This is a genomic window from Kribbella sindirgiensis (genome assembly GCF_004331435.1).
Taxonomy (GTDB): Bacteria; Actinomycetota; Actinomycetes; order Propionibacteriales; family Kribbellaceae; genus Kribbella; species Kribbella sindirgiensis.
The window spans coordinates 357,445-381,952 of sequence record NZ_SJKA01000006.1; the positions used below are offsets into that span (position 1 = coordinate 357,445).

Annotated in this window: 22 protein-coding genes; 12 read left to right on the forward strand and 10 right to left on the reverse strand. The window is 69.5% G+C overall.

Annotated elements, in window-relative coordinates; all coding sequences use genetic code 11:
- The first annotated feature begins 3 nt into the window (after window positions 1-3).
- On the forward strand, window positions 4-1,935 hold the full coding sequence (locus E0H50_RS19520; RefSeq protein WP_131290410.1) for a TIGR03960 family B12-binding radical SAM protein: 1,932 nt from the start codon (window positions 4-6) through the stop codon (window positions 1,933-1,935).
- A 35-nt stretch (window positions 1,936-1,970) separates the two neighbouring features.
- Here E0H50_RS19520 and E0H50_RS19525 read toward each other — a convergent pair whose 3' ends face one another.
- The 5 genes from E0H50_RS19525 to E0H50_RS19545 are packed head-to-tail and all read right to left on the reverse strand — an operon-like array spanning window position 1,971 to window position 7,722.
- Window positions 1,971-2,339 (reverse strand): hypothetical protein, encoded by a 369-nt coding sequence (locus tag E0H50_RS19525; protein ID WP_130381096.1) that lies wholly within the window; start codon window positions 2,337-2,339, stop codon window positions 1,971-1,973.
- Between the two features lie 50 nt (window positions 2,340-2,389).
- Window positions 2,390-3,709, reverse strand: coding sequence for an HAD-IA family hydrolase (locus E0H50_RS19530; protein ID WP_131290413.1), 1,320 nt, complete (start codon window positions 3,707-3,709; stop codon window positions 2,390-2,392).
- A gap of 10 nt (window positions 3,710-3,719) precedes the next feature.
- The gene (locus E0H50_RS19535; protein WP_131290416.1) at window positions 3,720-5,045 is read right to left on the reverse strand and encodes a M28 family metallopeptidase; all 1,326 of its coding nucleotides are present in this window, start codon (window positions 5,043-5,045) and stop codon (window positions 3,720-3,722) included.
- A gap of 56 nt (window positions 5,046-5,101) precedes the next feature.
- Window positions 5,102-5,482 carry a hypothetical protein gene (locus E0H50_RS19540; RefSeq protein WP_131290418.1) on the reverse strand — a complete coding sequence of 127 codons (381 nt, stop codon included), beginning with the start codon at window positions 5,480-5,482 and terminating at the stop codon, window positions 5,102-5,104.
- Complete coding sequence (locus E0H50_RS19545; RefSeq protein WP_238151078.1) at window positions 5,389-7,722, reverse strand: DUF8189 domain-containing protein; 2,334 nt, start codon at window positions 7,720-7,722, stop codon at window positions 5,389-5,391. Before E0H50_RS19545 ends, E0H50_RS19540 begins: the two co-directional genes overlap by 94 nt.
- Window positions 7,723-8,007: 285 nt before the next feature.
- On the opposite strand from E0H50_RS19545, the gene E0H50_RS19550 reads away from it, so the two are divergent.
- Window positions 8,008-8,217 (forward strand): hypothetical protein, encoded by a 210-nt coding sequence (locus E0H50_RS19550; RefSeq protein WP_131290421.1) that lies wholly within the window; start codon window positions 8,008-8,010, stop codon window positions 8,215-8,217.
- 1 nt (window position 8,218) lies between these two features.
- On the opposite strand, the gene E0H50_RS19555 is transcribed toward E0H50_RS19550, so the two are convergent.
- The 4 genes from E0H50_RS19555 to E0H50_RS19570 form a co-directional block, all read right to left on the reverse strand.
- Window positions 8,219-9,199, reverse strand: a complete 981-nt coding sequence (locus E0H50_RS19555) for a GNAT family N-acetyltransferase (protein WP_165547211.1) — start codon at window positions 9,197-9,199, stop codon at window positions 8,219-8,221.
- A 605-nt stretch (window positions 9,200-9,804) separates the two neighbouring features.
- Complete coding sequence (locus E0H50_RS43460; RefSeq protein WP_202868217.1) at window positions 9,805-10,047, reverse strand: hypothetical protein; 243 nt, start codon at window positions 10,045-10,047, stop codon at window positions 9,805-9,807.
- 354 nt (window positions 10,048-10,401) lie between these two features.
- Window positions 10,402-11,280: a prephenate dehydratase gene (locus E0H50_RS19565; protein WP_131290424.1), complete on the reverse strand. Its 879-nt coding sequence runs from the start codon at window positions 11,278-11,280 to the stop codon at window positions 10,402-10,404.
- A 39-nt stretch (window positions 11,281-11,319) separates the two neighbouring features.
- Complete coding sequence (locus E0H50_RS19570; RefSeq protein ID WP_131290427.1) at window positions 11,320-12,117, reverse strand: lysophospholipid acyltransferase family protein; 798 nt, start codon at window positions 12,115-12,117, stop codon at window positions 11,320-11,322.
- A gap of 151 nt (window positions 12,118-12,268) precedes the next feature.
- Here E0H50_RS19570 and E0H50_RS43870 point away from each other — a divergent pair, with 151 nt between their 5' ends.
- The 10 genes from E0H50_RS43870 (at window position 12,269) to proB (ending at window position 24,019) form a co-directional block, all read left to right on the forward strand.
- A complete protein-coding gene (locus E0H50_RS43870; RefSeq protein WP_238151079.1) occupies window positions 12,269-13,702 on the forward strand; it encodes a M64 family metallopeptidase in 1,434 nt (477 codons plus the stop codon).
- Between the two features lie 39 nt (window positions 13,703-13,741).
- Window positions 13,742-14,518 carry a hypothetical protein gene (locus E0H50_RS43875; RefSeq protein ID WP_238151080.1) on the forward strand — a complete coding sequence of 259 codons (777 nt, stop codon included), beginning with the start codon at window positions 13,742-13,744 and terminating at the stop codon, window positions 14,516-14,518.
- Between the two features lie 130 nt (window positions 14,519-14,648).
- A complete protein-coding gene (locus E0H50_RS19580; RefSeq protein WP_131290430.1) occupies window positions 14,649-15,149 on the forward strand; it encodes an anthrone oxygenase family protein in 501 nt (166 codons plus the stop codon).
- Window positions 15,150-15,210: 61 nt separating this feature from the next.
- The gene (locus E0H50_RS19585) at window positions 15,211-16,086 is read left to right on the forward strand and encodes a hypothetical protein (protein WP_131290433.1); all 876 of its coding nucleotides are present in this window, start codon (window positions 15,211-15,213) and stop codon (window positions 16,084-16,086) included.
- A gap of 23 nt (window positions 16,087-16,109) precedes the next feature.
- Window positions 16,110-16,937, forward strand: a complete 828-nt coding sequence (locus E0H50_RS19590; protein WP_131290436.1) for a TIGR03936 family radical SAM-associated protein — start codon at window positions 16,110-16,112, stop codon at window positions 16,935-16,937.
- Between the two features lie 154 nt (window positions 16,938-17,091).
- Window positions 17,092-20,439, forward strand: coding sequence for an Rne/Rng family ribonuclease (locus E0H50_RS19595; RefSeq protein ID WP_131290438.1), 3,348 nt, complete (start codon window positions 17,092-17,094; stop codon window positions 20,437-20,439).
- Window positions 20,440-20,598: 159 nt separating this feature from the next.
- Window positions 20,599-20,916 (forward strand): 50S ribosomal protein L21, encoded by a 318-nt coding sequence (rplU, locus tag E0H50_RS19600; protein ID WP_131290441.1) that lies wholly within the window; start codon window positions 20,599-20,601, stop codon window positions 20,914-20,916.
- 12 nt (window positions 20,917-20,928) lie between these two features.
- The gene (gene rpmA / locus E0H50_RS19605; RefSeq protein WP_130381076.1) at window positions 20,929-21,189 is read left to right on the forward strand and encodes a 50S ribosomal protein L27; all 261 of its coding nucleotides are present in this window, start codon (window positions 20,929-20,931) and stop codon (window positions 21,187-21,189) included.
- A 114-nt stretch (window positions 21,190-21,303) separates the two neighbouring features.
- On the forward strand, window positions 21,304-22,887 hold the full coding sequence (gene obgE, locus E0H50_RS19610) for a GTPase ObgE (protein ID WP_131290443.1): 1,584 nt from the start codon (window positions 21,304-21,306) through the stop codon (window positions 22,885-22,887).
- A 4-nt stretch (window positions 22,888-22,891) separates the two neighbouring features.
- Window positions 22,892-24,019, forward strand: a complete 1,128-nt coding sequence (gene proB / locus E0H50_RS19615; protein ID WP_131290446.1) for a glutamate 5-kinase — start codon at window positions 22,892-22,894, stop codon at window positions 24,017-24,019.
- On the opposite strand, the gene E0H50_RS19620 is transcribed toward proB, so the two are convergent.
- On the reverse strand, window positions 24,016-24,453 hold the full coding sequence (locus E0H50_RS19620) for a hypothetical protein (protein ID WP_131290449.1): 438 nt from the start codon (window positions 24,451-24,453) through the stop codon (window positions 24,016-24,018). The two genes, proB and E0H50_RS19620, sit on opposite strands and share 4 nt — an antisense overlap.
- Window positions 24,454-24,508 lie beyond the last annotated feature (55 nt).

Below are 24,508 nucleotides of genomic sequence, written 5' to 3' on the forward strand. Positions count from 1 at the left end.
GCTATGACTGTCGAATCGCTGTTCCCGCGCCTGGAGGCTCTGTTGCCGGGGGTGCAGAAGCCGATCCAGTACGTCGGTGGTGAGCTGAACTCGGTCAGTAAGGAGTGGGACGCGGTCAGTGTCCGCTGGGCGCTGATGTACCCGGACGCGTACGAGGTCGCGCTGCCGAACCAGGGCGTGCAGATCCTGTACGAGGTGCTGAACGAGCGCGACCACATCCTGGCCGAGCGGACGTACTCCGTCTGGCCGGACATGGAGAAGGTGATGCGGGACAACGGCATCCCGCAGTTCACGCTGGACACGCACCGGCCGGTGCGGGCGTTCGACGTGTTCGGGCTGTCGTTCTCGACCGAGCTCGGGTACACGAACATGCTCACCGCGCTCGACCTGGCCGGCATCCCGCTGCACGCCGTCGACCGCACCGACGAGGACCCGATCGTGCTGGCCGGCGGGCACGCCGCGTTCAACCCGGAGCCGATCGCGGACTTCATCGACGCCGCGGTGCTCGGTGACGGTGAGGAGATCGTGCTGGCGATCTCCGAGGTGATCCGGGAGTGGAAGGACGAGGGCCGCCCGGGCGGCCGCGACGAGGTACTGATGCGGCTGGCGAAGTCCGGTGGCGTGTACATCCCGAAGTTCTTCACCGTCGACTACCTGCCGGACGGCCGGATCCAGCGCGTCACGCCGAACCGCCACGGCGTACCGTTCCGGACGGCGAAGCACACGGTCATGGACCTGGACGCCTGGCCGTACCCGAAGAAGCCGCTGGTCCCGCTCGCCGAGACCGTGCACGAGCGGTACTCCGTGGAGATCTTCCGCGGCTGCACCCGGGGCTGCCGGTTCTGCCAGGCGGGCATGATCACCCGGCCGGTGCGCGAGCGCAGCATCACCACGATCGGCGACATGGTCGAGAACGGGCTGAAGCAGTCCGGGTTCGAGGAGGTCGGCCTGCTGAGTCTGTCGAGCGCCGACCACAGCGAGATCGCCGACGTCGCGAAGGGCCTGGGGGACCGGTACGAGGGCAGCAACGTCTCGCTGTCGTTGCCTTCGACAAGGGTCGACGCGTTCAACATCACGCTGGCCAATGAGTTCTCCCGCAACGGCCGGCGCAGTGGCCTGACGTTCGCGCCCGAGGGCGGGTCGGACCGGATGCGCAAGGTGATCAACAAGATGGTCACCGAGGAGGACCTGATCCGCACGGTCTCGGCGGCGTACAGCCACGGCTGGCGGCAGGTGAAGCTGTACTTCATGGTCGGTCTGCCGACCGAGACCGACGAGGACGTGCTGGCGATCGCCGCGCTCGCGAAGCGCGTGATCGAGACCGGCCGCGAGGTGTCCGGCCGGCGTGACATCCGGTGCACGGTGTCGATCGGCGGATTCGTGCCGAAGCCGCACACCCCGTTCCAGTGGGCCGCTCAGCTCGGCGCGGAGGAGACCGACGCGCGGCTGGCGAAGCTCGGCGCGGCGATCCGGTCCGAGAAGGGCTACGCGAAGGCGATCGGTTTCCGGTACCACGACGGCAAGCCCGGCATCATCGAAGGCCTGCTGTCCCGCGGCGACCGGCGCGTCGGCCGCGTGATCGAGGCGGTCTGGCGCGACGGCGGCCGCTTCGACGGATGGAGCGAACACTTCTCGTACGACCGGTGGGTCGAGTCCACCGAGCGTGCGCTGGCGGACGAGCCCGTCGACCTCGCCTGGTACACGACGCGGGAGCGCGAGTACGCCGAAGTACTGCCGTGGGACCACCTGGACTCGGGCCTGGACCGCGACTGGCTGTGGGAGGACTGGCAGGACTCGCTCGAAGAGGACGGCGCGATCGAGGTCGAGGACTGCCGCTGGACCCCGTGCTTCGATTGTGGCGTGTGTCCGCAGATGGGCACCGAGATCCAGATCGGCCCCACCGGCAAGAAGCTCCTGCCGCTGTCCGTGGTGTGAGGCCTGCGGCACGACGCCGCAGGCCCCTCGAGCCTTCAGTTGCAGTAGTACGCCGGGGTTGGGGTTGTTTCGGTCTGGTCCTGCCAGTGGGCCACGCCGACGTAGTAGCCGCAGCCGGTGCCTTCGTCGAACCAGGCGCCGCCGCCGGAGTACGCGTACGTCTCCGCGACCGTGGTGAACGGCCCGCTCGCGCTGTCGCCCTTCTGCAGTTCGACACGTACCTCGGTCACGCTGTTGGAGCAGCCCTCCAGGCCCACGGCGACGTACAGCATCAACGCCGAGTACCCGACCGACTTCGCCGTCACCAGATCGCAGGCCGAGGTCGACGCCTGGGCCGGCGCCGCGACCGTCAGACCTGCCGCAGCCGCCGCAACGGCCGCGACCGTCGTTACGAGTTTCCGCATCTGACCACCCTCCAGTTGGAAACCTACAGAGGGTCAGCAGATTAGGTCACTCAGTTACGAGCCGTCGACCCTTTCGGCGCGGCGGACAGAAGCAGGTCGGTGAGCAAGAGCTCGTCAGCGCTGCCCAGAACCAGGTCGGCCTCCGCCACCGCGGCGGCGGTGACGTACGGATTGGGTACGGCGACCGCGTACATGTCGGCCGCCTGGGCCGCGGCCACGCCGTGCGGGGTGTCCTCGACGGCGATCGCCGACGGACCGGGTACGCCGAGACGTTGCAGGGCCAGCTCGTAGATCGCGGGATCGGGTTTGTGGGTCTCGACCTCGTCGCCGGTGACGATGTGGTCGAACAGGCCGACCGCGCCGACCCGTTCCAGATGGCCGACGACCCACTTGCGGGGCGAGCTGCTCGCGATGGCGACCCGAAGACCCAGCTCCCGCGCCGCCGCGATCCAGGCCCGGATCCCCGGCCGGAAGTCGAGCTCGGCGTGCAGCCGATCCCGGTGCGCGACGCGGCGGGCGTGACTCGCCGTACGGTCGAAACCGGCGCCGACCGCCTCGGCGAGGATCGCGTACCGGTCCTCGGTGATGTCACCGCCGTGGCCGGGCCAGAAGCCGTCCAGCTCGAGTTCGAGACCGTGGTGCGCCCACTCGGCCTGCCAGCTCTCGACCATCGTGGTCTCGGTGTCCATCAGCAGACCGTCGAAGTCGAACACGATCGCCTGCACCTCCACCGGCACGAGCCGGGTGGCGAGCCGGTGGATCTGGGCCGCGCTCAGCCCCAGCCAGGACAGGTACGCGCGAACGCCGCCGAGGTTGTCCAGGTGCTCGAGGGACACGAGGATCGTCTCCGGAAGGGTCCGCGTGAACTCGGGGCCGTCCTGGATCCCGAGGTGCACCTCGCTGATCGCGTAGTCCGCGGCGATCTCCTCCCGCGGTACGCCGGCCAGGTCGAGCAGCACCGCGATCGTCAGGCCGGTCCGGTCCTTGCCCGCCTTGCAGTGCACGACGACGGGCCGATCCGCCGGTGCGTCGGCGATCGCGCCGAAGATCCTGGCGATGTGGGTCGCGTTGCGCGTCAGGCTGTTGCGGTAGACATCAACCAGCCGCGGCTCCGCCTCCGCGTCCCGCAGCCGCTCGGCCTCCGGATCGATCCACGGGATCCGCTGGTACGCCGGGGTGCCTTCGAGTGGATGCGGTTGCTTCATCTCCCAATCGGACCGCAGATCAAGCACAAGCCCCGGATCGAGCGCCTCGAAATGGGCCAGATCCGCAGCGTCGAGAGCATCGCTGCGTACAACGGCCCCCGACCGGGTCGGGACGCCGTACCGCGTCGGAAGTCCGCCAACGTCACGCGCATTCGGGCTCCACATACCTGTCAGCTTAGACCGTGTCCAGAACAACGCCTCCGAGCGATTCGAAGTCGTGCCAGGAGCCGTCGAAAGCCTTGTGGAGCAAGGCGGAATCGGTGCCGACCGCGAAGACGTCGATCCGGCCCGGGCCCCACGAGACGACCGAGCCGGCCGGGCGGGGGCGGACGGCGGCGGGCTCCAGCCAGCCGGCCAGGGCGGCGACGTTCATCCGCAGGATCTCGGTGGCGAACGACCAGTCGATGAAGTTCAGCGTGTCGTTGGCGGAGTGGATGTGACCGTTCGCGCTGTCCGCGCCCTCGATCGTCAGCACCGCGGGCATCCCGGCGTCGTTGAACGGGACGTGGTCGCTGGCGAACGGGTTCAGCGAGGTCTCCACCTTCAACCCCGTGTACGTCGCGGCCGCGGTCGCCAGCGCACTGATCTGCGCGGTCGACACCGGTGCGCCCTCTAGCAGCACCGTGGGTGTCGCGGTGTTCTTGGTCGCGATCATGTCCATGTTGAGGACGGCGCGGACGCGGGACCGCTCGGCCGGCGGCAGCGTCGCGACGTACTGCTTGCTGCCGAACAGCCCTTCCTCCTCGCCGCCGAACAGGATCAGGCGAACGTCGTGTGTCCACGATCGGGTTGTCAACAATCGACCGAGCTCCAGCACCCCGGCCGAACCGCTGCCGTTGTCGTCGGCCCCCGGTGCCGCCGCGGCCGGGCCGCCCGCCAGGTTGATCGAGTCCAGGTGGGCGGTCACGATCACCAGTCCACGGTTGGACCCGATACCGGCCCGGTCGCCGATCAGGTTTGCGGAGTGGCCGGCGCCGACGGTCACCGGCGTCCGGGAGGTTTGGTAGCCGAGGGCAACCATCCGGTCGTCGGCGAAGTCCATCGCCTGCGTGAACGTCGGACTCAGCGAGTGCCTGGTCGGCAGGCTCGCCAGCCAGGTCAGGTCGCTCTGGTACGACGCCGTGGACACCTCGGCGACGAGTTGCGCGATGTCCGGGTCGGCGCGCGCCGGTACGACGGGAGGGGTGTCGATAACCGTCGTACCGGCTCGCAAGGGCTCGACCCGCCAGCAGTGGTTGGACCGTCGACGGGGCTTGTCGGCGGCCGAGATCACCAGATGCCGGCCGTGATCGAGCAGGGGGGTGACGTCGGGGTAGTCGTCCTGGAAGCTGCGTCCCACCTGGGTGACGAGCAGCAGTCCGGGAGCGGTGCGGGAGGCCCGGCCGAGGCGTTGGTCGGCCGGGACCCAGAGCAGCGTCCGCTCCCCGAACCGCGCCGCCTGCGCACCGCCGGCGGCGTCCGTGGTCGGCACGACGAGATAACGCACAGGTCCTGCGCTCATATCACTCCTCGTCCAGCCCCGGGTTGAGGAGGGAAACCCTCCCCAACCCAGGGGTGTCAGTCCTGCCAGTCGATGTCCAGGCGGTCGTTGGTGGCTGCCACTACCTGGCCTTTTCCGCCGGTGCCTCGGGCCAGTTGGCCGCCGGCCTGCCAGCGGCCCGCCGCTCGGGCCTCGGGGGCGTCGCCGCGACCGATCGCGTACTCCACGAACGTGCCGTCGGCGCGGAACTCCACCCCCCGCCGGCCGCGGGCCGGCGGGAAGGCGTAGTCGTCGCGGCGGTAGACGCTGATCCCGTCGTGGTCCTCCTCGGCGGAATGCGTCCAGTGCCCGAGCGGCGCGGTGGTCAGACTCCCACCCCCTGGATCGGGGCGGGCGAATCGGGAACGGTCAGCCGGAAGTCGCTGATGACACCGCCGAGCGCCTCGTACCCGTTCCACGCCGAGCCGTCCCACCACTTGTGGTAGAGCTGCTTGTCGGTTCCGGTGACGAACACGTCCAGCCGGTTCGTGTCCCACGAGACCACGCGCGGCTCGTCGGTGCAGATCCCGCCCAGGTACTCGTACCCGGTGAGCGACGGTCCCCATGCGGACCCGTCCCACCACTTGTGGTAGAGCGCCGAGTCCGTTCCGAGCACGAAGACGTCCAGCCGGTCCGAACCCCACGAGACCACGGTCGGTGCCGTCGTGCACACGCCGCCCATGTACTCCCAGTCCGACCAGGCCGAGCCGTCGTACCACTTGTGATACAGCGCCGAATCCGTCCCGATGACGAACATGTCGAGCCGGTTCGGGCCCCAGGCCACCACCCGCGGCGGCGAAGCGCAGACGCCGCCGAGGTACTCGTACCCGTTCCAGGCCGTGCCGTCCCACCACTTGTGGTAGACCGCGTTGTCGGTGCCGAGCACGAACACGTCCAGCCGGTCGGGGCCCCAGGCAACGACTTCCGGTGGGCTCATGCAGATCCCGCCGAGGTACTCGTACCCGTTCCACGCCGAGCCGTCCCACCACTTGTGGTACAGCGCCCGGTCGGTGCCGAGGACGAACGCGTCGAGCCGGTTCGGGCCCCAGGTCGCCACCCGCGGCGGGCTCATACAGACGCCGCCGAGGTACTCGTACCCGTTCCAGGCCGAGCCGTCCCACCACTTGTGGTACAGCGCGTGATCGGTGCCGAGAACGAACGCGTCGAGCCGGTTCGGCGCCCAGGACGCGACTTCAGGAGCGCTCATACAGATACCACCCTGGTACTCGTAACCCGCGACGGACGGTCCCCAGGCCGATCCGTCCCACCACTTGTGATACATCGCCAGGTCGGTGCCGAGCACGAACGCGTCCAGCCGGTTCGCGCCCCACGCCACCACCGATCCGGCCGGTTCCGGCGTACCGGTGCCGCCGCCGAAGTCCGGCAGGTCCTTGCGTACGGTGTCCAGGCACGCCTGCATCCGGGTCGCCTGGTCGTTGGTGAACATGACCATGCCGCGGTCGTCGGTGTAGTCCATGTAGTCGTAGAACAGGTCGCCGTTCGGCCCGTTGCTGCAGGTCACGTGCGGGAACGTCGGTACGCCGAAGTTCGGGCCGGCCGCGTTCGGGGTGTCGGCGCACTCGTCGCTGCCGCTGCAGCCGCTGCCGTCGTCGCCCCAGATGTGGAACAGGTTCAGGTAGTGCCCGACCTCGTGGGTCGTGGTCCGGCCGAGGTCGAACGGCGCCGCCGCCGTACCGTTCGTGCCGAATCCGCTGTGCAGGATGACCACGCCGTCGGTGTTCGCCGGACCGCCGGGGAACTGCGCGTACCCGAGCAGGCCGCCGCCGAGCTGGCAGACCCAGATGTTCAGGTAGTTCGCGGTGTCCCACGGGTCGATGCCGCCGGTCGCGGACGACTTCACCCGGTCGTCGGTGCCGAAGTTCGTGGTACTCGTCTGGGTCCGGGTGACGCCTGTCGTCGGGTTGCCGTTCGGGTCCTCCGTGGCCAGGAAGAACTCGATCCGCGAGTCCGCGATCAGGCCGTTGAACACGCCCGGCACGATGCTGGTGTCCGGGTTGGTGGCGCGGAAGTCGCGGTTCAGGACGTCGATCTGGCTGTCGATCTGGGCCTGCGAGATGTTCTGCGCGGTGGTGTTCCAGACGACGTGGACGACGACCGGGATGCGCGCGATCCCGGCGAACCGTTGCCCCGCGGCGACGTAGTCCATCGTCGCGGTCTCGAGCGCCGATCGCGCCGCGGCGTACGCCGCCGAGGTCGACAGCAGCCGCCGGTGCACGTCCATCACGCCGCACTGGCGACGGGCCGGGTGCTCCGTCCGTCCGCCGTCGGTCGCGCCGCTCATACCGGCACCACCAGCCTGTCCGCCACCGGACATCCCCGCACCACCAGGCGATCCGCCACTGGACATCCCCGCGCCGCCGGGCGTTCCGCCGCCGCTCATGCCGGCACCGCCAGGTGCGCCGCCGCCTGCCATTCCGGTACCGCTCGGCGATCCGCCACCGCTCATGTCAGCGGCAGGCGATCCGCCGCCGCTCATACTCGTCGGACTTCCGGCAGCCGGTGCGCCGGCCGTCGGCATGCCGTTCGCCGTGGGCTGTTCGCTGGTGGCATGCCCGTTCGGTTCGGTCGCCGGCGCCTCGCCCGGCATCCGGTGGTCGTCCCGGTGCTTGTCCGCCCGCCCGTTGGCCTTCCTCGGCATCTCTCCCCCTTCCGCGGGGGCGCACGAGCAGGCCGGCGTACGCCGAACCGAAGAACCCACCCCCAGCGCGCCCTCGATCGAAGACGGTCCTGCCGTCTTCCCCCACCGAACAGTCGGCCCCCAAGTCGCTGCTCCTGTTTCACGATCCGCTCATCACCGCCCGTGCACAACCTCTCGCGGACCGGCAGTCAAATTTCACGTACTTCGCTGCGGTGGTTGCCGAATTTCAAGCGCTTGGCGGGGACCGGGTACAACGGTCCGCGGGGCGGGTGCGACCCTGTGGTCGTGATCGGGTCTCGGAAGCTCGCCGTCTGGCTGGTGCTGACGGTGGTCGTGCTGTCGTGGGCGGTCTCCGACGCGATCGAACACCGCCGTCGGATCCACGCGGTCGGAACCAAGGTCGTGGTCTGTGCCGCCGAGCACCCGCACGACGGACGGACGCAGGTGCTGGACCACCTGGCCGACTGCACCTACCGCGCGATGCGCAGGCTGTAGTTCACAGCGTCCGCTCCCACATCGTGCGCTGGGCGACCGGGCGGAAGCCGAGTTTGCTGTTGACGGCGATCATCGGCGCGTTCTCGGGGGCGTTCCAGGTGTGCAGTACGGCGGGGAGCGCGACGCCGGCCTGGAGAGCGCGGAGATTCGGGCCCTTCACCGCGATCCCGAGACGGTGGCCGCGGTGCGTACGACGTACGTAGGTGTCGTACTGGTTGAGGCGGTCCGGGGTTTCCGGCGTACCGCCCATCTGTGTGTACGCCGCCAGCTCGCCGGAGGCGGTGTGTACGGCGGCTGTGGTGTACGTGAACCGGCCTTGGGCGACGCGGCGGTCCTCAGCATCACGTACCAGTTCCGGCGTCCAGCGAACCGCCTCCGAGGTGCGCTCGCCGGACGGTACGTCCTCGCTCATCCCGCTCAGCAACTCCACGAACTGCTCGAGCCACTCGTCCGGCGCGTGCTCCCGCCACTGGATGATCTCGTACCCGTCGACCGGTTGCTCCACCAGGTCGGTCATCGGCAACTCGGCGACCTGATGCAGCTCGGTGTGCTTCTTCACGAACCCTCGCGCCGCCGCGAACGCTGTACCCGGACTCTCACCGGTCACCGGGTCACCGGCCACGTTCGTCCCCGACACGATCCGCCGGCCGTCAGCCTTGGCGCGCTCGATCGCCGCATCCAGCAGCTTCGTCGCCACCCCACGCCGCCGGTACGCCGGAGCGACCGCGAGCTCCACGTCCACGCTGCTGGTGTTCCCCACCAGCCACCAGTCGAGCCAAGCAACCCCGAGCCATTCGTCCCCGTCCACCAGTCCGAGCCCTTCCGCCCGCACCTCAGCATGCTCCCGAGCCATGAACACCCGAGCCTCCTCCACCCCCATCCCCACCGGAAACTCCAACTCCTCCCGCCGCACCCCGAACTTCACCGCATAAAACCGCCGAAAAACCTCAGCATCCCGCCCATCCACCCACACAATCTCCATCCCGCGACCGTATTCCACCCCACCCGCGACCGCCCCCGAATTACCATCCCCCGATGGTCTCGGAACCGCAGCACCACTTCGGCGTCTACGCCCGGATCCGCGACGGAAACCGCATCCTCCTGGTCCACAAGACCCGCGGCCCCTACACCGGCCTTCTCGACCTCCGATGTCTCCTGACACAGCCGGCTGCGAGTGGTTCGACACACTCACGGGCGACGAGAGCCGGCTGAGCCCCGTCGTACACGCTGTCCTTGCCCTGTGACCTGGAGCCACTCGGATGGGGGCGGGGGACAGGTAATAACGGCTCTCCTGCTCGATGTGGGCGGTGACTGGTGCGCGGACGGCGGGGTGACCGGATCGCGGGGGCTTGAACAGGTTATTGCGTGTCCACCGCCACCAGTTCCTGTCCACCGCCACCAGTTCGGCACCGGGCTGGGGACTGCTACCCACCTGAAATGACCAGCCAGCCTCGCCACCCGAGGGCGCGTCTTGTCGGCCGTGTACGTTCGCCGACGGACCGCCGTACCCGTCCTCGTGACCAACTGGGAACAGCTGCTGGGAGGTGGGGACACGCAATAGCTTGTTCCCAGTCCCTCGGGGGTGTGCTAGGTGAGGGAGCGTTCTACCGAGTCGAGGATCTCGTTGGTGAGTTGTTCGGGGGAGCGGAGTCCGGTGACGTCGAGGTGGTTCAGGGCGAGCTGTTCGACGAGGGCGAGCATTCTCGTCTGGTAGCCGAGCGATCGGGCGAGGAACTTGTCGACCAAGTAGCGGGCATCGGCGGAGAGATCGGCGTAACCGCTGGCCCCTGCATCCGGGCCGTCAGGACACGCTCGTTCGCGCTGAGCCACACGGCAGAGGTGTACGGCGTGGTCAGCCGCGCGGCGTTTGCGGGCCAGACGCCGGACCCCTCCAGCACCAGCCCCGCCCCTTCCGGCGCAGTCGCACGCTCCGTGACCAGCTCCTCGATCTGCGGCCACATCCGCTGGTAGTGCTCGAGCAGAGCGTCGACCAGCTGCGAACTGGTCAGCGACCGGTAGTGCTGAACGACGTGCGGCGGTACCTCACCCCACGGTCGCCCCGGATGCCGACCCAGCTTGTCGGTCGACACATAGTCGAACCCGAGCCGCCGCGCGATCACCTCAGCGACCGTCGACTTCCCGACGTTCGATGTGCCGCCGATCAGTACGACGCGGACGCCGTGGCTAATGATGCGGCCGGAGCGCCCGGTTCGCGGCGGGTTCGGCGATCTGGGTGCGGAACTCGTTGGCGGGGTAGACGCCTAGGATGCGGACCTCTACCGAGAAGAAGGCGAGTTCCTCGAGGGCGAGGGCTACGTTCGGGTCCTCGGGGTGGCCTTCGATGTCGGCGTAGAACTGGGTGGCGAAGAACATGCCGCCCAGCTGGTACGACTCCAGCTTGGTCATGTTCACGCTGTTGGTCGCGAAGCCGCCGAGGGCCTTGTACAGGGCGGCGGAGACGTTCCGCACGCGGTACACGAACGAGGTGATGACCGGCCCGGATCCGACCGGCGGGACCTCGGGTTCGCGGGACAGGACCAGGAAGCGGGTCGTGTTGTGGTGCTCGTCCTCGACGTCGGAGGCCAGCGTCTCCAGCCCGTACAGCCCGGCCGCGGCCCGCGGGGACAGCGACGCGACGGTCGGATCACCCAGCTCCGACACCTCCCGCGCCGCACCGGCGGTGTCGTCGGCGACCACGGTCGACCACCCGTGCTCGCGGATGATCTTGCGGCACTGCCCGAGCGCGTGCACATGGCTGCGTACGGTGCGGATCTGGTCGAGCGACGTACCGGGAACGCCGAGCAACTGGAAGTGGATCGGCAGGAAGTACTCACCGACGATGTGCAGCCCGGACTCCGGCAGCAGGTGGTGGATGTCCGCGACCCGGCCGGCGATCGAGTTGTCCACCGGGATCATCGCGAGTCCGGCACGCCCGCTGCTGACCGCCTCGAGCGCGTCCTCGAACGTCGTGCAGGGCAACTGCTCGCGGTCGGGGAACATGTCGGTGCAGGCCATCGCCGAGTTGGCGCCTGGCTCACCCTGATAAGCGATCGGTCCGTCCACGATCTCCCAGGGTAGACCCACCCGATCTCACCACCCGGATCAGGTGTCCGACTTGCGGACCTTCTCGGGCGCGCCCGTCACCGCGCGGCCCTCGAGGGCCTTGGCCTTGGTGGCGTACATGTCGAGGTACTCCTGGCCGGACAGCTCCATGATCTTGTACATGATCTCGTCGGTGACCGCCCGCAGGATCAGCCGGTCGCTCTCCATGCCCTCGTACCGGGAGAAGTCCAGCGGCTCGCCGAACTTCACCGTCGGCGAGGCGAACGACGCGACGATCTTCCCGGGCGGGGCGACCACGTCGGTCCCGATCACGCCGCACGGGATCACCGGCACCTTGGCCTCGAGCGCCAGCCGCGCGACACCGGTCCGGCCCTTGTACAGCCGCCCGTCGTGCGAGCGGGTGCCCTCCGGGTAGATCCCGAACAGCTCGCCGCGCTCCAGCACCTTCATCCCGGCCCGCATCGCGCCCTCGGACGCCGACCCGCCGGAGCGGTCGATCGGCACCTGGCCGGTGCCCTTGAAGAACCCGCGCTGGAACCGGCCCTTGATCCCGGCCCCGGTGAAGTAGTCGGACTTCGCCACGAACGTGACGCGCCGCCGCAGCACCAGCGGCATGAAGATCCAGTCGGAGTACGAGAGGTGATTGCTGGCGATGATCGCCGCGCCGGTCTCCGGGATGTTCTCGGCGCCGACCACGTTCGGCCGGAAGATCCGCCGGACGGGCGGTCCGACGACCACGTTCTTCAGCACCCAGTAGATGCCCTTGCCGTCGCCGTCGCCGGCATCCACGACCGCAGGGTCCGGCTCCCGCCGCGGCGACTGTGCCGGTTCCGTCATCGAAGTCCTTCCCTCACGTGTTCCCCGAACCCACATGATGCCGCACGATCGCCCGCTTGGCTCGTACGTCGCCACGCGGGAACGCCTCACGCTCGCGGGCGGACCTTCGTAAGCTGCTGACGGCACCGTCGCCCAGGTGGGGGAGAGAACCATGCGCACGAAGCTCCTGACCGCGGTCCTAGCACTGCTAGCCGGGGTCGCCGTGACAATGCCGGTCACGCTGCCTGCGAGAGCGGCCGCGCCGGACGCGACCGTCGTACCGATCCAGGTCACCGGCCCGGCGGCGTCGCGGTTCAACCTGGTGGTGATGGGCGACGGCTACACGGCAGCCGAGCTGCCGAAGTTCCGCGAGCAGCTCGACAAGCACCTGAACATCCTCTGGAGCATCGAGCCGTTCAAGTCGTACCGGAACTACGTCAACGTGTACGCCGTCGAGATCGCGTCCCCCGAGTCCGGCGTCGACTGCGATCCCGGTCTGACCGACCCGAAGCGCGACACCCCGCTGCAGATGGGCTTCTGGGGCGGCTGCAACCCGGGCAGCGTCCAGCGCCTGCTGACGGTCAGTCAGGCCGCCGCGACGCAGTACGCCGACCTTGTCCCCGGTACCACGAGCGCCAACCGGCAGATCCTTGCTATCGGCAACAGCGACACGTACGGCGGTGCGGGCGGAACGTACGCCACGGCGTCCGGGGGCAACGCGCTGTCCGCGCTGATCACGCCGCACGAGCTCGGGCATTCGCTCGGTGGGCTGCAGGACGAGTACGACTACTACGCCCGCGGCGAGCGCGGTGCGCCGTACGTCGGTCCTGAGCCGTCCTCGATCCACCACACGTTGCTGACCGAGCAGCAAATGCTCGAGCAGCACAAGAAGTGGTGGCGCTGGCTGGGGGAGAAGTCCGAGTCGGGCGGCACGATCGGCCGCTACGAGGGCGGCATGTACGCCGGTTCGGGTGTCTGGCGGCCCAGTGCGCACTCGATGATGAAGGCCCTCGGGTACTACTTCGACCAGCCGTCGCGCGAGCGGATGACCCAACGCCTGTCGGCCAAGGCGAACCTGTTCCAGGACAGCACCCCGGCCGGCCCGGTCGCCGCTGACCAGGTGGTCTGGCTGCAGACGCTGCACCCGGTCGACCACGAGCTCGACGTCACCTGGTCCCTCGACGGTACGACGCTGTCGACCGCGAACGCCCGCTCCATCGACCTGTCGACGCTCGACCTCGCGCCGGGCCAGCACACCCTGTCCGCGACGATCGTCGACCCGACCGACTTCATCCGCGATCCCGCCGTCCGCCCGACGGCAATCCGATTGTGGACAATCGACTCGTCGGCAATCGCACCGCCGCCGACGACGCCGACCTTCACCGGGTCCACGTCGACCGAGCACCCGGTCAGCGCCGACGAGGTCGTGTACGCCGAGACCGCACAGTCGGCCGGTGCGATCACGTGGAAAGTTGACGGTCGGATTGTCGACAATCCGGGGAACGACCGCGACCTGGACCTCGCCCCGCTGCAGCTGACCGGGCGGCACACCCTGACCGCGCAGGCCGGCTCCGAAACCCTCAGCTGGGACGTCGACGGCGTATAGCCCGTCGTCACGCCGACGCTGTCGAAACCCTTGCTGACCGTGCACAAACCGAGCGGACCGGAGTACGTCTACAACGACGCGTTCACGATGGGGCTGGCCGCAGCGGACGACAGCGCGGGGTACGTCGTTCCGGAGTTCCGCGTCGACGGGGACGGTTGGTACAACTACTACGGCTGGCCGACCGACGCGTCCGCGCCGTTCCGGTTCACCGCCGAGGGGACCGCGATCGACCAACTCGTGTACGGCAAGCTCGGCGTACCGCGGGTCGTGCCGTGGGACGACGTACCGCCTGGGTACGGGCGTCATCAGGTCGAGTATCGCGCCATCGATGCCACCGGCAACATCGGCGACCCGCGCCGGTTCGCCGTCACGCTTCTGCGTCCGGCCCCGGCCTGTACGACGACCCGCACCGGAAGGCACGACGGACCGCTGTACATCGCCAAAGGTGTTACCTGCCTGACGAACGCGACCGTCAACGGCCCGGTCCTGGTCGCCGCCGGCGCATCCCTTGTCGCCACCGACTCACACGTCAACGGACCGGTCCGGGCCGATCGAGCCGCCGACCTGCACCTGCTGCGCTCCACGATCGCCGGACCGGTCAGCGCGAGCGGTGTCACGCGCAGCCTGGTCGTTGTCGGCAGCACCATTCAGGGACCGGTGTCCGTCACGAGCAGCCGCACGACCGACCCGGTCACGCTCGCCGGGAACACCGTCAACGGACCACTCACCTGCTCGGCCAACACCCCCGCGCCGACCAACCTGGAGGCGCCGAACCAGGTCTCCGGCCCCCGCTCCGGCCAATGCGCCCGGCTGTGAGCGGGAGGGGGCGCGCACGGCCGGTATGAGTCGAGCGGACATGCACGTGAGTTCTGGCGACATGTCCCCGGCCGCTCGATTCTTCTAACTTTCTCGGTGCGGGGAGTTCCCGCCGTACCGAAGGAGTGAGATGAACGGACTGCGGGTGGCTTCGTTGATGGCGGCCACGATGACGACGGGCCTGGTGGCCGGCGTGTACGGGATCTACGCGAACGCGTTCATGCCCGGCCTCGCGAAGACCGACGACAAGACCTTCGTCGGGGCGTTCACGGCGGTCGACCGGGCGATCGTGAACCCGCTGTTCCTCGGCCTCGGCTTCCTCGGCGCCCTGCTGTTCACCGGGCTCGCCGGCCTGCTCAGCCTGAAGGAGAAGGCGCTGCCGTGGATCGCGGTCGCGTTCGTGCTCTACCTGGTCACGATGATCCTGACGATGGCGGTGAACGTCCCGCTGAACGACGCGCTGAAGGCGGCCGGCGATCCGGCGACGATCGACGTCGCGGCGGCCCGCGCGGCGTTCGACGAGGCCAAATGGGTGGCCTTCAACCTGGTCCGCACCCTGCTCGCGCTGGTCTCCTTCGGCCTCCTCGGCTGGGCCCTCTACCTGACCGGAAAATCCGCCGCTCAGCCGTGAACTTATTCGCAGATATTTCCAGGTACCGTTCGTCGCGAATCGGATCCTGGGGAGGCACAGGGTGGTGGACTCGACGGACTGGTGGGACCACCGGCCGGTCTTCTCGACCACCGACAAGATGTCCCGCATCACCGGACTCGGCCCGGGTGAGCAGCCAGGCCATGTGACGACACGCATGCTGGTCTCGGTTCTGCTGTGCTTCCTGGGGTGGGGAGCCGTGAGCCTGCTGGGTACGTCGGCGCTCTGCGGCACCACGTCAGCGCCGTCCAGCACCTGTGCCGTCGACATCCCTGGCCACATCTCAGCCGGCTGGTTCATCGCGGCAGCCGTCGTCGTGCTGTATCTGGTCCTCGCCGTCACGACCGATCTGAACGCCCATGCGCGCCAACGGCTCGGGCAGCGGCGCGCGGCAGCCCTGCTCCGCTCCGCCCCGCTCTTGGCCGGGATGTCCGTCGGCGCCTTCATCTCGGCTGCCACCGCCGTCGCGCCCGATCCGTCCGACGTACTCCGCCGAACGGTCCACGGCGAAATCGGCACCGAATCCGTTGCCGTCTCGGTCGTCGTGGCCGTGCTGACGGGCCTCTGGTGCGTCACCGTGGTGGTTCGGTTGCCCTCGGCCCTGCTGCACGCCCGGCAGCGTCAGCTGACCATCGAGCGACTGCGACGGGACGGGCGCCGGTACGCCGGGCAGGTGCAGCTCGGCCGCGTCGTGATCTGGCTCGGACACGATCCCGAACTGGAGGTCACGATCGCGTGCGACTCGCCCGCCGGCTCGCACCAGCTCCAGGCGCGGATGCGGACCTCGCCCGACCGGGTGCCCGCGGACGGCAGCCGGGTCGTCGTCTTCGACGATCTCCGCGGCGTCGTACACATCGAGCTGGATCCCGAGGCCGAGCCGGCCTTCGAGCCAGAGGCGCGGTACGCACCGTCGGAGTGAGCAGGTTCTGAGAGACTGTGCGCGTGCCACCAGTTCAAGCTCCGCCGTCGCAGCAGCTCCCCGCGGTCCAGAAGCTGCGGGTGAGGTTCGCCAAGCGCGGGCGGCTGCGATTCACCTCACACCGCGACTTCCAGCGGGCGTTCGAGCGCGCCGTACGCCGCGCCGAGCTCCCGGTGGCGTTCTCGCACGGATTCAGCCCGCACCCGAAGATCTCGTACGCCGGTGCAGCGCCGACCGGGGCCGCCTCGGAGGCGGAGTATCTGGAGATCTCGCTCACACACGAGCGGGACGCCGAGCAGGTCCGGGCCGCCCTCGACGAGGCGCTGCCGCCCGGTCTGGACGTGCTCGAGGTGGTCGTCGCCGGGCCGGGTGCGCTGGCCGAGCGGCTGGAGGCCAGTGAGTGGCAGATCGCGTTACCGGGGGCGGATCCGGAGGCGGCCGCGACCGCGGTGCGGACGTTCCTCGAACGGGACGAAATTCTGGTCGAACGCATGACCAAACGGGGACTTCGCTCGTTCGACTGTCGGGCTGCTGTTCTCCGACTCACCGTCGCGAGTGAACCGGGGCCGGTTGCGGCATGTGCGATACTGCAAGTGGTGTTACGGCACGGAACCCCGGCCGTGAGACCCGACGACGTTCTCGCCGGCGTGCTCGAGGTAGCGACGCTCCCGGTGACGGGCCCGGCTCTTTTGACCAGGCTCGCCCAGGGCCCGCTCACCACGGACACCGGCACGGTGGAAGACCCGCTCGCTCGTGACCGCGACGCCAACCAGGCGACCGCGACCGGCCAGGCAGGTCCCCGCCAGACGCACACAGCGGAGGGCGACGCCGCCGCTCCCTCTGTGCCCTGAGCGCGGGCGGAGCGGATCCAGCAGGCTTCCGCCGTACCGCGCCCGTGCACCATCCGAGGGCCCGGTGAGGCGAACCGTGACCGCCTTGTGGCCGCGCCGGACCCGTGACAGGGGTCGCCGGATGCGCCGGAAGGCTTGAGGAGACCCGCACTACATGCTCGACAACGAGCCGACCACCGAAGCAGCCGATGCGGCTGCCCCCGCCCAGCCCGCCGCCTCCACTCGCAGGACCGCGAAGAAGGCCGCAGCTGCGAAGAAGACCACCACGCCGCGCAAGCGCACGGCGAAGAAGGCCGCCGCCGACGACGTGACGGCGGTCCCCACCCAGTCCGACGACCGGGAGGCCGACCCGGCCCCGGCGCCGGCGAAGAAGGCCGCCGCCAAGAAGACGGCCGCCGCGAAGAAGACCACCGCCAAGAAGGCCGTGGCGAAGGCTCCGGCGAAGAAGGCCGCGAAGCGCCCGGCGAAGAAGGCTGCCGCGCAGGACATCTTCCCGGAGTTCGTCGAGGAGACCGAGACGTCCACCGCGGACGCCGGCCCGGTCGTGGAGAGCGCGCCCGTGGCGAAGAAGACCACGCGCAAGCGCACCACGAAGAAGGCTGCCGCCCCGGACCTGGTCACCACCGACGCCGCCGTCACCGACGGCCCGGTCACCGACGCCGAGGCCACCCCTGCGGAGGACGCGCCGGCGCGCAAGCGCACTTCTCGCCGCCGTACGACGAAGTCCGCCGCGGCTGACTCCGTGGCGTCCGACGCCCCGTCCACGGCTGCCGACGCTCAGTCGGCTCCTGTGGCGGCTCCAGACGTGAGCGCGGAGACGCAGGCCGAGGCGCCGAGTGCCCGGCGTACGCGCCGTCGTCCGGCTGCTTCCGCGGCCGTGCTGTTCCAGGCGCCGACCGCCGACACGCAGGCCGCCGAGCCCGCGACCGCGAAGACCACCCAGCCTCAGGCCGGCCAGTCCGCGACCACCGACGCCAAGTCCGGCCGGCCCGCTCAGGCGGAGACTGCCGCAGCGGGCGCCCCGGAGCCGGGCGCTGACGAGCAGCCGACTGGCACGCGCCGTCGCCGGAGCCGTCGCGGTCGCGACGCCGAGGCCCGCGACACCGCGCCCGAGCCGACCACCGACGACGCTCCGCAGACCGTGAGCGCCGACCAGGCCGACGGCGAACCCGACGCAAAGCCCGAGGGCCGCTCCAGCCGCCGGACCCGGACTCGTGCCAACGCCGAGACCGCCGCCAAGAGCGACGACACCGACGAGACCACCGACACCACCGACGCCGACCCGGAGGCCGACAGCGCCGCCGAGGCCGCCGACGGGCAGGGCGAGGACGGCGAGGAGGGCACCCGCCGCCGTCGCCGCCGTCGTGGCGGTCGTCGTCGCCGCAAGTCCGGCGACGCGGACGGCTCGGACGACAGCGCCGACGAGCAGTCCGACGACGAGGACGACGAGTCCGACCAGGACACCGACTCCCAGTCCGGTGACTCCGACGCCGAGGCCGACACGGACGAGGACGGCGAAGCGGGCAGCAGCTCGTCCCGCCGGCGTCGCCGTCGTCGCCGTCGCAAGGGCGAGGACAGCGCCGCGTCCCCCGATGACCCGGACGAGACCGTCGTACGGGTCCGTGAGCCGCGCAGCAAGACGGTGGCGAACGAAGTCACCGCGATCGAGGGCTCGACCCGTCTCGAGGCGAAGAAGCAGCGTCGCCGCGAGGGCCGCGCCGCCGGCCGCCGCCGCGCACCGATCGTCACCGAGGCCGAGTTCCTGGCCCGCCGCGAGTCGGTCGAGCGGACGATGGTGATCCGGTCCCGCGAGGACGTCACCCAGATCGCGGTCTCCGAGGACAACGTCCTGGTCGAGCACTACGTGACGACCGCGGAGCAGACCTCGCTGATCGGCAACGTGTACCTCGGCCGCGTGCAGAACGTGCTGCCCAGCATGGAGGCCGCGTTCATCGACATCGGCAAGGGCCGCAACGCGGTGCTGTACGCCGGTGAGGTCGACTGGGCCACCCTTGGTGGGGCCGGCGGCCCGCGCAAGATCGAGCAGGTGCTGAAGTCCGGCCAGTCGGTCCTGGTCCAGGTGACCAAGGACCCGATCGGCCACAAGGGCGCCCGCCTCACGAACCAGATCAGCCTGCCCGGCCGGTACGTCGTGTACGTCCCGCGCGGCGGCAACGGCGGCATCAGCCGCAAGCTGCCCGACACCGAGCGGAACCGGCTGAAGACGATCCTCAAGGACATCGTCCCGGACGAGGCCGGCGTGATCGTCCGGACCGCCGCCGAGGGCGCCTCGGAGGAGGAGCTGACCTCCGACGTCAGCCGCCTGCAGGCCGCCTGGGACGAGATCGACAAGAAGTCCAAGAACGGTCAGGCCCCGCAACTGCTGTACGGCGAGCCCGACCTGCTGATCCGCGTCGTACGGGATCTGTTCACCGAGGACTTCGCCAAGCTCGTCGTCTCCGGCGACCGTGCGTACGACCAGGTCCGGGAGTACGTCGAGGGCGTCGCGCCGCACCTGGTCGACCGGGTCGAGAAGGCGCACAGCGACGTGTTCTCGGACTACCGGATCGACGAGCAGATCAAGAAGGCGCTGGACCGTAAGGTCTGGCTGCCGTCCGGCGGCTCGCTGATCATCGACCGTACCGAGGCGATGACGGTCGTCGACGTCAACACCGGCAAGTTCACCGGCTCGGGCGGCAACCTCGAGGAGACCGTCACCAAGAACAACCTGGAGGCGGCCGAGGAGATCGTCCGGCAGCTCCGGCTCCGCGACATCGGCGGCATCATCGTCATCGACTTCATCGACATGGTGCTCGAGTCGAACCGGGACCTGGTCCTGCGCCGGCTGGTCGAGTGCCTGGGCCGCGACCGGACCAAGCACCAGGTGGCCGAGGTCACCTCGCTCGGTCTCGTCCAGATGACCCGGAAGCGGATCGGTACCGGTCTGCTCGAGGCGTTCAGCGAGAACTGCGACCACTGCGGTGGCCGCGGGCTGATCCTGCACGACGAGCCGAAGGAGTCCCGCCGCCGCGACGGCCGGAACGGGCAGAACAACGGCAACGGTCAGGACCAGAAGTCCGTGCAGGCGGAGGAAGGCGGCCGGAAGAGCTCGCGCCGCCGCCGCGGCAAGGGTCGGGGCGAGGACGAGCAGACCACCGAGCCCGAGGCGCCGCAGCACAACGGCGACGCCGCCCAGAAGCTGGCCCAGATCGCTGCCGCGTCCTCCAAGACCGACGAGCAGGCCGACGGTACGCCGGAACCCACCGGCTACCCGGTGTCTGCCGGTGCCGACGAGCACGTGAGCCCCGAGGCCACCGGCTTCCCGGCCCCGGAGACGGCCACCGCGGCCGCATCCGGGACCGAGGCTGCCGAGGCATCGGACGCGGCGCAGAACGGCGCCCCGAAGAGCACCCGGCGGCGGCGCAGCAGCCGCAGCCGGAGCAAGACCGCTACCGAGGGTGAGAGCACGGAGCCTTCCGAGCTCGTCACCACCGGCAGCTAAGCCGATTTCAACTTTGCAGGCTCAACCCTGTAAAGTTGAGCGGGTGCGCTCGGCGCACCCTACTCGTGTCGGTGTGTAAGTGTGAGGATCACGTCCTCGCGACGACCTCACACCATCACACCCGTAAGTTTTCCGATCCAGCAGAGAGTGAGATCCACGGTGTACGCGATCGTGCGCAGTGGCGGCACCCAGCAGAAGGTCGCCGTCGGCGATGTCATCGAGATCGACAGCCTGACCGACCAGGTGGGCGACACCGTGTCGCTGCCGGCGGTCCTCGTCGTGGATGGCGACACCGTGACGGCCGACGCTGCGGCGCTGGCCAACGTGGCCGTGTCGGCCGAGGTTCTGGGCCGCACCAAGGGCCCGAAGATCAACATCCTCAAGTACAAGAACAAGACCGGTTACCGCAAGCGCCAGGGGCACCGTCAGCACTACACCCAGGTCAAGGTCACCGCGATCGACGCGAAGAAGAAGTGAGCTGATCTAGACATGGCACACAAAAAGGGAGCAGCGTCGACCCGTAACGGTCGCGACTCCAACGCCCAGCGCCTCGGCGTGAAGCGGTACGGCGGTCAGCTGGTCAACGCCGGCGAGATCATCGTCCGTCAGCGCGGCACCCACTTCCACCCGGGCAACCTGGTCGGCCGTGGCGGCGACGACACGCTGTTCGCGCTGGCCGAGGGCCACGTGGAGTTCGGCACCCGGCGCGGTCGCCGCGTCGTCAACATCGTCCCGGCCCCGGCGGAGTAACACCGCCACCCGGACGTATCAGCAGCTCTGCAAAGGGCGGGTCGCGGAATACCGCGGACCCGCCTTTTTGCTGTCTCAGTAGTAGTTGGCTCCTCCAGGAAGTAGAGAACACCGATGGCCATCCCCAGCTTCGTCGACCGCGTTACGGTGCATGTCACCGCGGGCCGCGGCGGAAACGGCTGCGCCTCGGTGCACCGGGAGAAGTTCAAGCCGCTCGGCGGCCCCGACGGCGGCAACGGCGGTGACGGCGGCAGCGTGATCCTGCGCGTCGACCAGGACGTCACGACGCTCGTCGACTACCACCGCTCCAGCCACCGCACCGCCACGAACGGTGCCCAGGGCAAGGGTGACCACCAGGCCGGCGGCAACGGCGGCGACGTGATCCTCGGCGTCCCCGACGGCACCGTCGTCAGTACGGCGAACGGCGACGTACTCGCGGATCTGGTCGGACCGGGTGCGGAGTTCGTCGCGGCGCAGGGCGGTAAGGGCGGTCTGGGCAACGCGGCGCTGGCGAGCAGTTCGCGGAAGGCGCCCGGGTTCGCGCTGCTCGGTGAGGAAGGCGAGGAGCGCACCCTCGTCCTGGAGCTGAAGGTCGTCGCGGACGTCGGCCTGGTCGGGTTCCCGAGCGCCGGCAAGTCGTCGCTGGTCGCCGCGATCAGCCGCGCCCGGCCGAAGATCGCCGACTACCCGTTCACCACCCTGATCCCGAACCTCGGCGTGGTCGTCGCCGGTGACACCACGTTCACCGTCGCCGACGTACCCGGTCTGATCGAGGGTGCGAGCGAGGGGCGCGGGCTCGGGCACGACTTCCTGCGGCACGTGGAGCGGTGCGCGGCGCTGGTGCATGTCATCGACTGCGCGACGTACGAGCCGGGCCGGGACCCGTTGAGCGACCTCGACACGATCGAGGCGGAGCTCGAGGCGCACGGCGGGCTCGAGGACCGGCCGCGACTCGTTGCCCTGAACAAGATCGACGTACCGGACGCCCGCGAGATCGCCGAGATGGTGCAGGCCGAGCTGGCCGAGCGCGGGTACCGGGTGTTCCCGATCTCGACCGCTTCGCACGAAGGCCTGGAGGCCCTGAAGTTCGCGATGGCCGAGATCGTCCTCCGGCGGCGGGCGGAGCAGGCGAAACCCGACACCACGCGGATCGTGATCCGGCCGCAGGTGCAGGGCGGGCCAGAGTTCAAGGTGAAGAAGCTGCCGGACGACGGCGGCTGGCTGGTGCAGGGCCAGAAGCCCGAGCGCTGGGTGAAGCAGACCGACTTCGCGAACGCGGAGGCGACCGGGTACCTCGCCGACCGGCTGAACCGGCTCGGCGTCGAGGACGAGCTGCTCAAGCTCGGTGCGACGCCGGGCGACGCGGTCGTGATCGGGGACGGGCCGAACGCGATCGTGTTCGACTTCGCGCCCGACGTCCAGGCCGGTGCGGAGATCCTCGCCCGGCGCGGCGAGGACCACCGGCTCGAAGAGGACCGTCCCGCGGCGCAGCGGCGGCGGGCGAAGGACACCGAGTACCACGCCTTCCGCGAGGGGGAGCGGTCCGAGGACTGGTCGGAGTACGGCCAGAACTGGGACGCCGACGAGGTCGACCTGTCCCCGGCCGAGGCGAAACGAGCGGCAGAGGCCGCGGCGAAGCAGGCGCGCAAGGAAGCGCGCGAGCTGGCCGCGGCGGAGGATCTCGACCAGAACGGTTGATTTCATGACTGTGCACTCCAGGACGGGTCGCGCGGAGGCCCTGAAAGCCACGCGAATCGTCGTGAAGGTCGGTTCGTCGTCGCTGACCCAGCGCGGCAAGATCGACCTCGAACGGCTCCGGCTGCTTGTCGACGCCATCGCGGCGCGCCGGGTGGAGGGTGCCGAGGTCGTGCTCGTCTCGTCCGGCGCGATCGCCGCCGGCCTGGCCCCGATGGGGTTGCGGACCCGGCCGCGTGACCTGGCGACGCAGCAGGCCGCTGCGTCGGTCGGTCAAGGACTGTTGATGGCCCGCTACAGCGATGCCTTCGCGGCGCACGGGTTGCGAGTCGGCCAGGTTTTGTTGACTGTCGACGATGTGACGCGACGGAGTCATTACCGGAACGCGTATCGGACGTTCGCGCGGTTGCTCGAGCTGGGCGTCGTACCGATCGTGAACGAGAACGACACGGTCGCGACCACCGAGATCCGTTTCGGCGACAACGACCGGCTCGCGGCGCTGACTTCGCACCTCGTGCACGCCAACCTGTTGTTGCTGCTGTCGGATGTGGACGGGTTGTACGACGGGGATCCGCGCAAACCCGGTACGTCGATGGTCACCGAGATCCGCGGCGCCGCCGACCTGGAGCCGCTGGCGATCGGGAAGACCGGCTCGTCGAACGTCGGTACAGGTGGCATGCAGACGAAGGTCGAGGCGGCCGCAATCGCCACGGAGGCAGGGATCCCGGTGATCCTCACGTCCGCCGCGCGGGTCGGCGAGGCGCTCCGCGGGGAGCCCGTCGGCACGCTGTTCCACCCGACCGGCCGACGCCGCAAGACCCGCCTCCTGTGGCTGGCGCACGCCACGTCGGGGCAGGGGATGATCCATCTGGACGACGGTGCCGTGCGCGCTCTGACCCATCGCCGTGCGTCCCTCCTCCCTGCCGGAATCACTGCGGTAGAAGGCACTTTCTCCGCAGGTGACCCCGTCGACCTCGTGTCGCCGACAGGCGTCGTCATCGCCCGCGGGCTGGTGAACTACGACGCCTCCGAGCTACCCGACCTGCTCGGCCGGTCAACCCGAGACCTCGCCCGCGAGCTCGGTGCGGCGTACGAACGCGAGGTAGTCCACCGAGACGACATGGTCCTCCTCTAGCGCCGCCGGCTCCCGTCCGCGACCAGTACGACGGACTGGACGATCATCGCCGCGATCGACCCGAAGAACCCGATGCCCAGCAAGATCCGCACCAGCAACGCCCAGTCGAACGACGTTTCCCCGAAGTCGAACGGGAAGACCTGCCAGATGCGGATGATCGCCACCAGCCCGATCCCGGTGATGACCAGGTCACCCAGCGACTTCAGCCAGGGCGGATCCGCCAGCACGTAGACGACGTTCGCGCCCAGTCCCGCGATCAGCGATGCGCTGACCCAGCTGAGGACCTGCTTGGTTTCGGACGTGAGGAACGGCACCTGCTGCCAGCCGGGCCAGGAGTGGATGGCGTACAGCACGGCAGCGTTGAACACGGTGGCGAACACATAGCCGGTCCGCCGGGTGGCCACTGAGGGGCGGCGGCCCTTCTGGTCCAGCATGATCGCACCTCCTCGCCACGAGCTTCGCGTGAACGATCGCAGCTGTCGTGACCCA

Excerpts from the sequence above, each read along its gene's own strand:
- E0H50_RS19520 (WP_131290410.1), top strand. The coding sequence starts at position 4 with ATGACTGTCGAATCGCTGTTCCCGCGCCTGGAGGCTCTGTTGCCGGGG.
- E0H50_RS19525 (WP_130381096.1), bottom strand. The coding sequence starts at position 2,339 with ATGCGGAAACTCGTAACGACGGTCGCGGCCGTTGCGGCGGCTGCGGCA.
- E0H50_RS19530 (WP_131290413.1), bottom strand. The coding sequence starts at position 3,709 with ATGTGGAGCCCGAATGCGCGTGACGTTGGCGGACTTCCGACGCGGTAC.
- E0H50_RS19535 (WP_131290416.1), bottom strand. The coding sequence starts at position 5,045 with ATGAGCGCAGGACCTGTGCGTTATCTCGTCGTGCCGACCACGGACGCC.
- E0H50_RS19545 (WP_238151078.1), bottom strand. The coding sequence starts at position 7,722 with ATGCCGAGGAAGGCCAACGGGCGGGCGGACAAGCACCGGGACGACCAC.
- E0H50_RS19555 (WP_165547211.1), bottom strand. The coding sequence starts at position 9,199 with ATGGAGATTGTGTGGGTGGATGGGCGGGATGCTGAGGTTTTTCGGCGG.
- E0H50_RS19570 (WP_131290427.1), bottom strand. The coding sequence starts at position 12,117 with ATGACGGAACCGGCACAGTCGCCGCGGCGGGAGCCGGACCCTGCGGTC.
- E0H50_RS43870 (WP_238151079.1), top strand. The coding sequence starts at position 12,269 with ATGCGCACGAAGCTCCTGACCGCGGTCCTAGCACTGCTAGCCGGGGTC.
- E0H50_RS19580 (WP_131290430.1), top strand. The coding sequence starts at position 14,649 with ATGAACGGACTGCGGGTGGCTTCGTTGATGGCGGCCACGATGACGACG.
- E0H50_RS19595 (WP_131290438.1), top strand. The coding sequence starts at position 17,092 with ATGCTCGACAACGAGCCGACCACCGAAGCAGCCGATGCGGCTGCCCCC.
- rpmA (WP_130381076.1), top strand. The coding sequence starts at position 20,929 with ATGGCACACAAAAAGGGAGCAGCGTCGACCCGTAACGGTCGCGACTCC.
- obgE (WP_131290443.1), top strand. The coding sequence starts at position 21,304 with ATGGCCATCCCCAGCTTCGTCGACCGCGTTACGGTGCATGTCACCGCG.
- proB (WP_131290446.1), top strand. The coding sequence starts at position 22,892 with ATGACTGTGCACTCCAGGACGGGTCGCGCGGAGGCCCTGAAAGCCACG.
- E0H50_RS19620 (WP_131290449.1), bottom strand. The coding sequence starts at position 24,453 with ATGCTGGACCAGAAGGGCCGCCGCCCCTCAGTGGCCACCCGGCGGACC.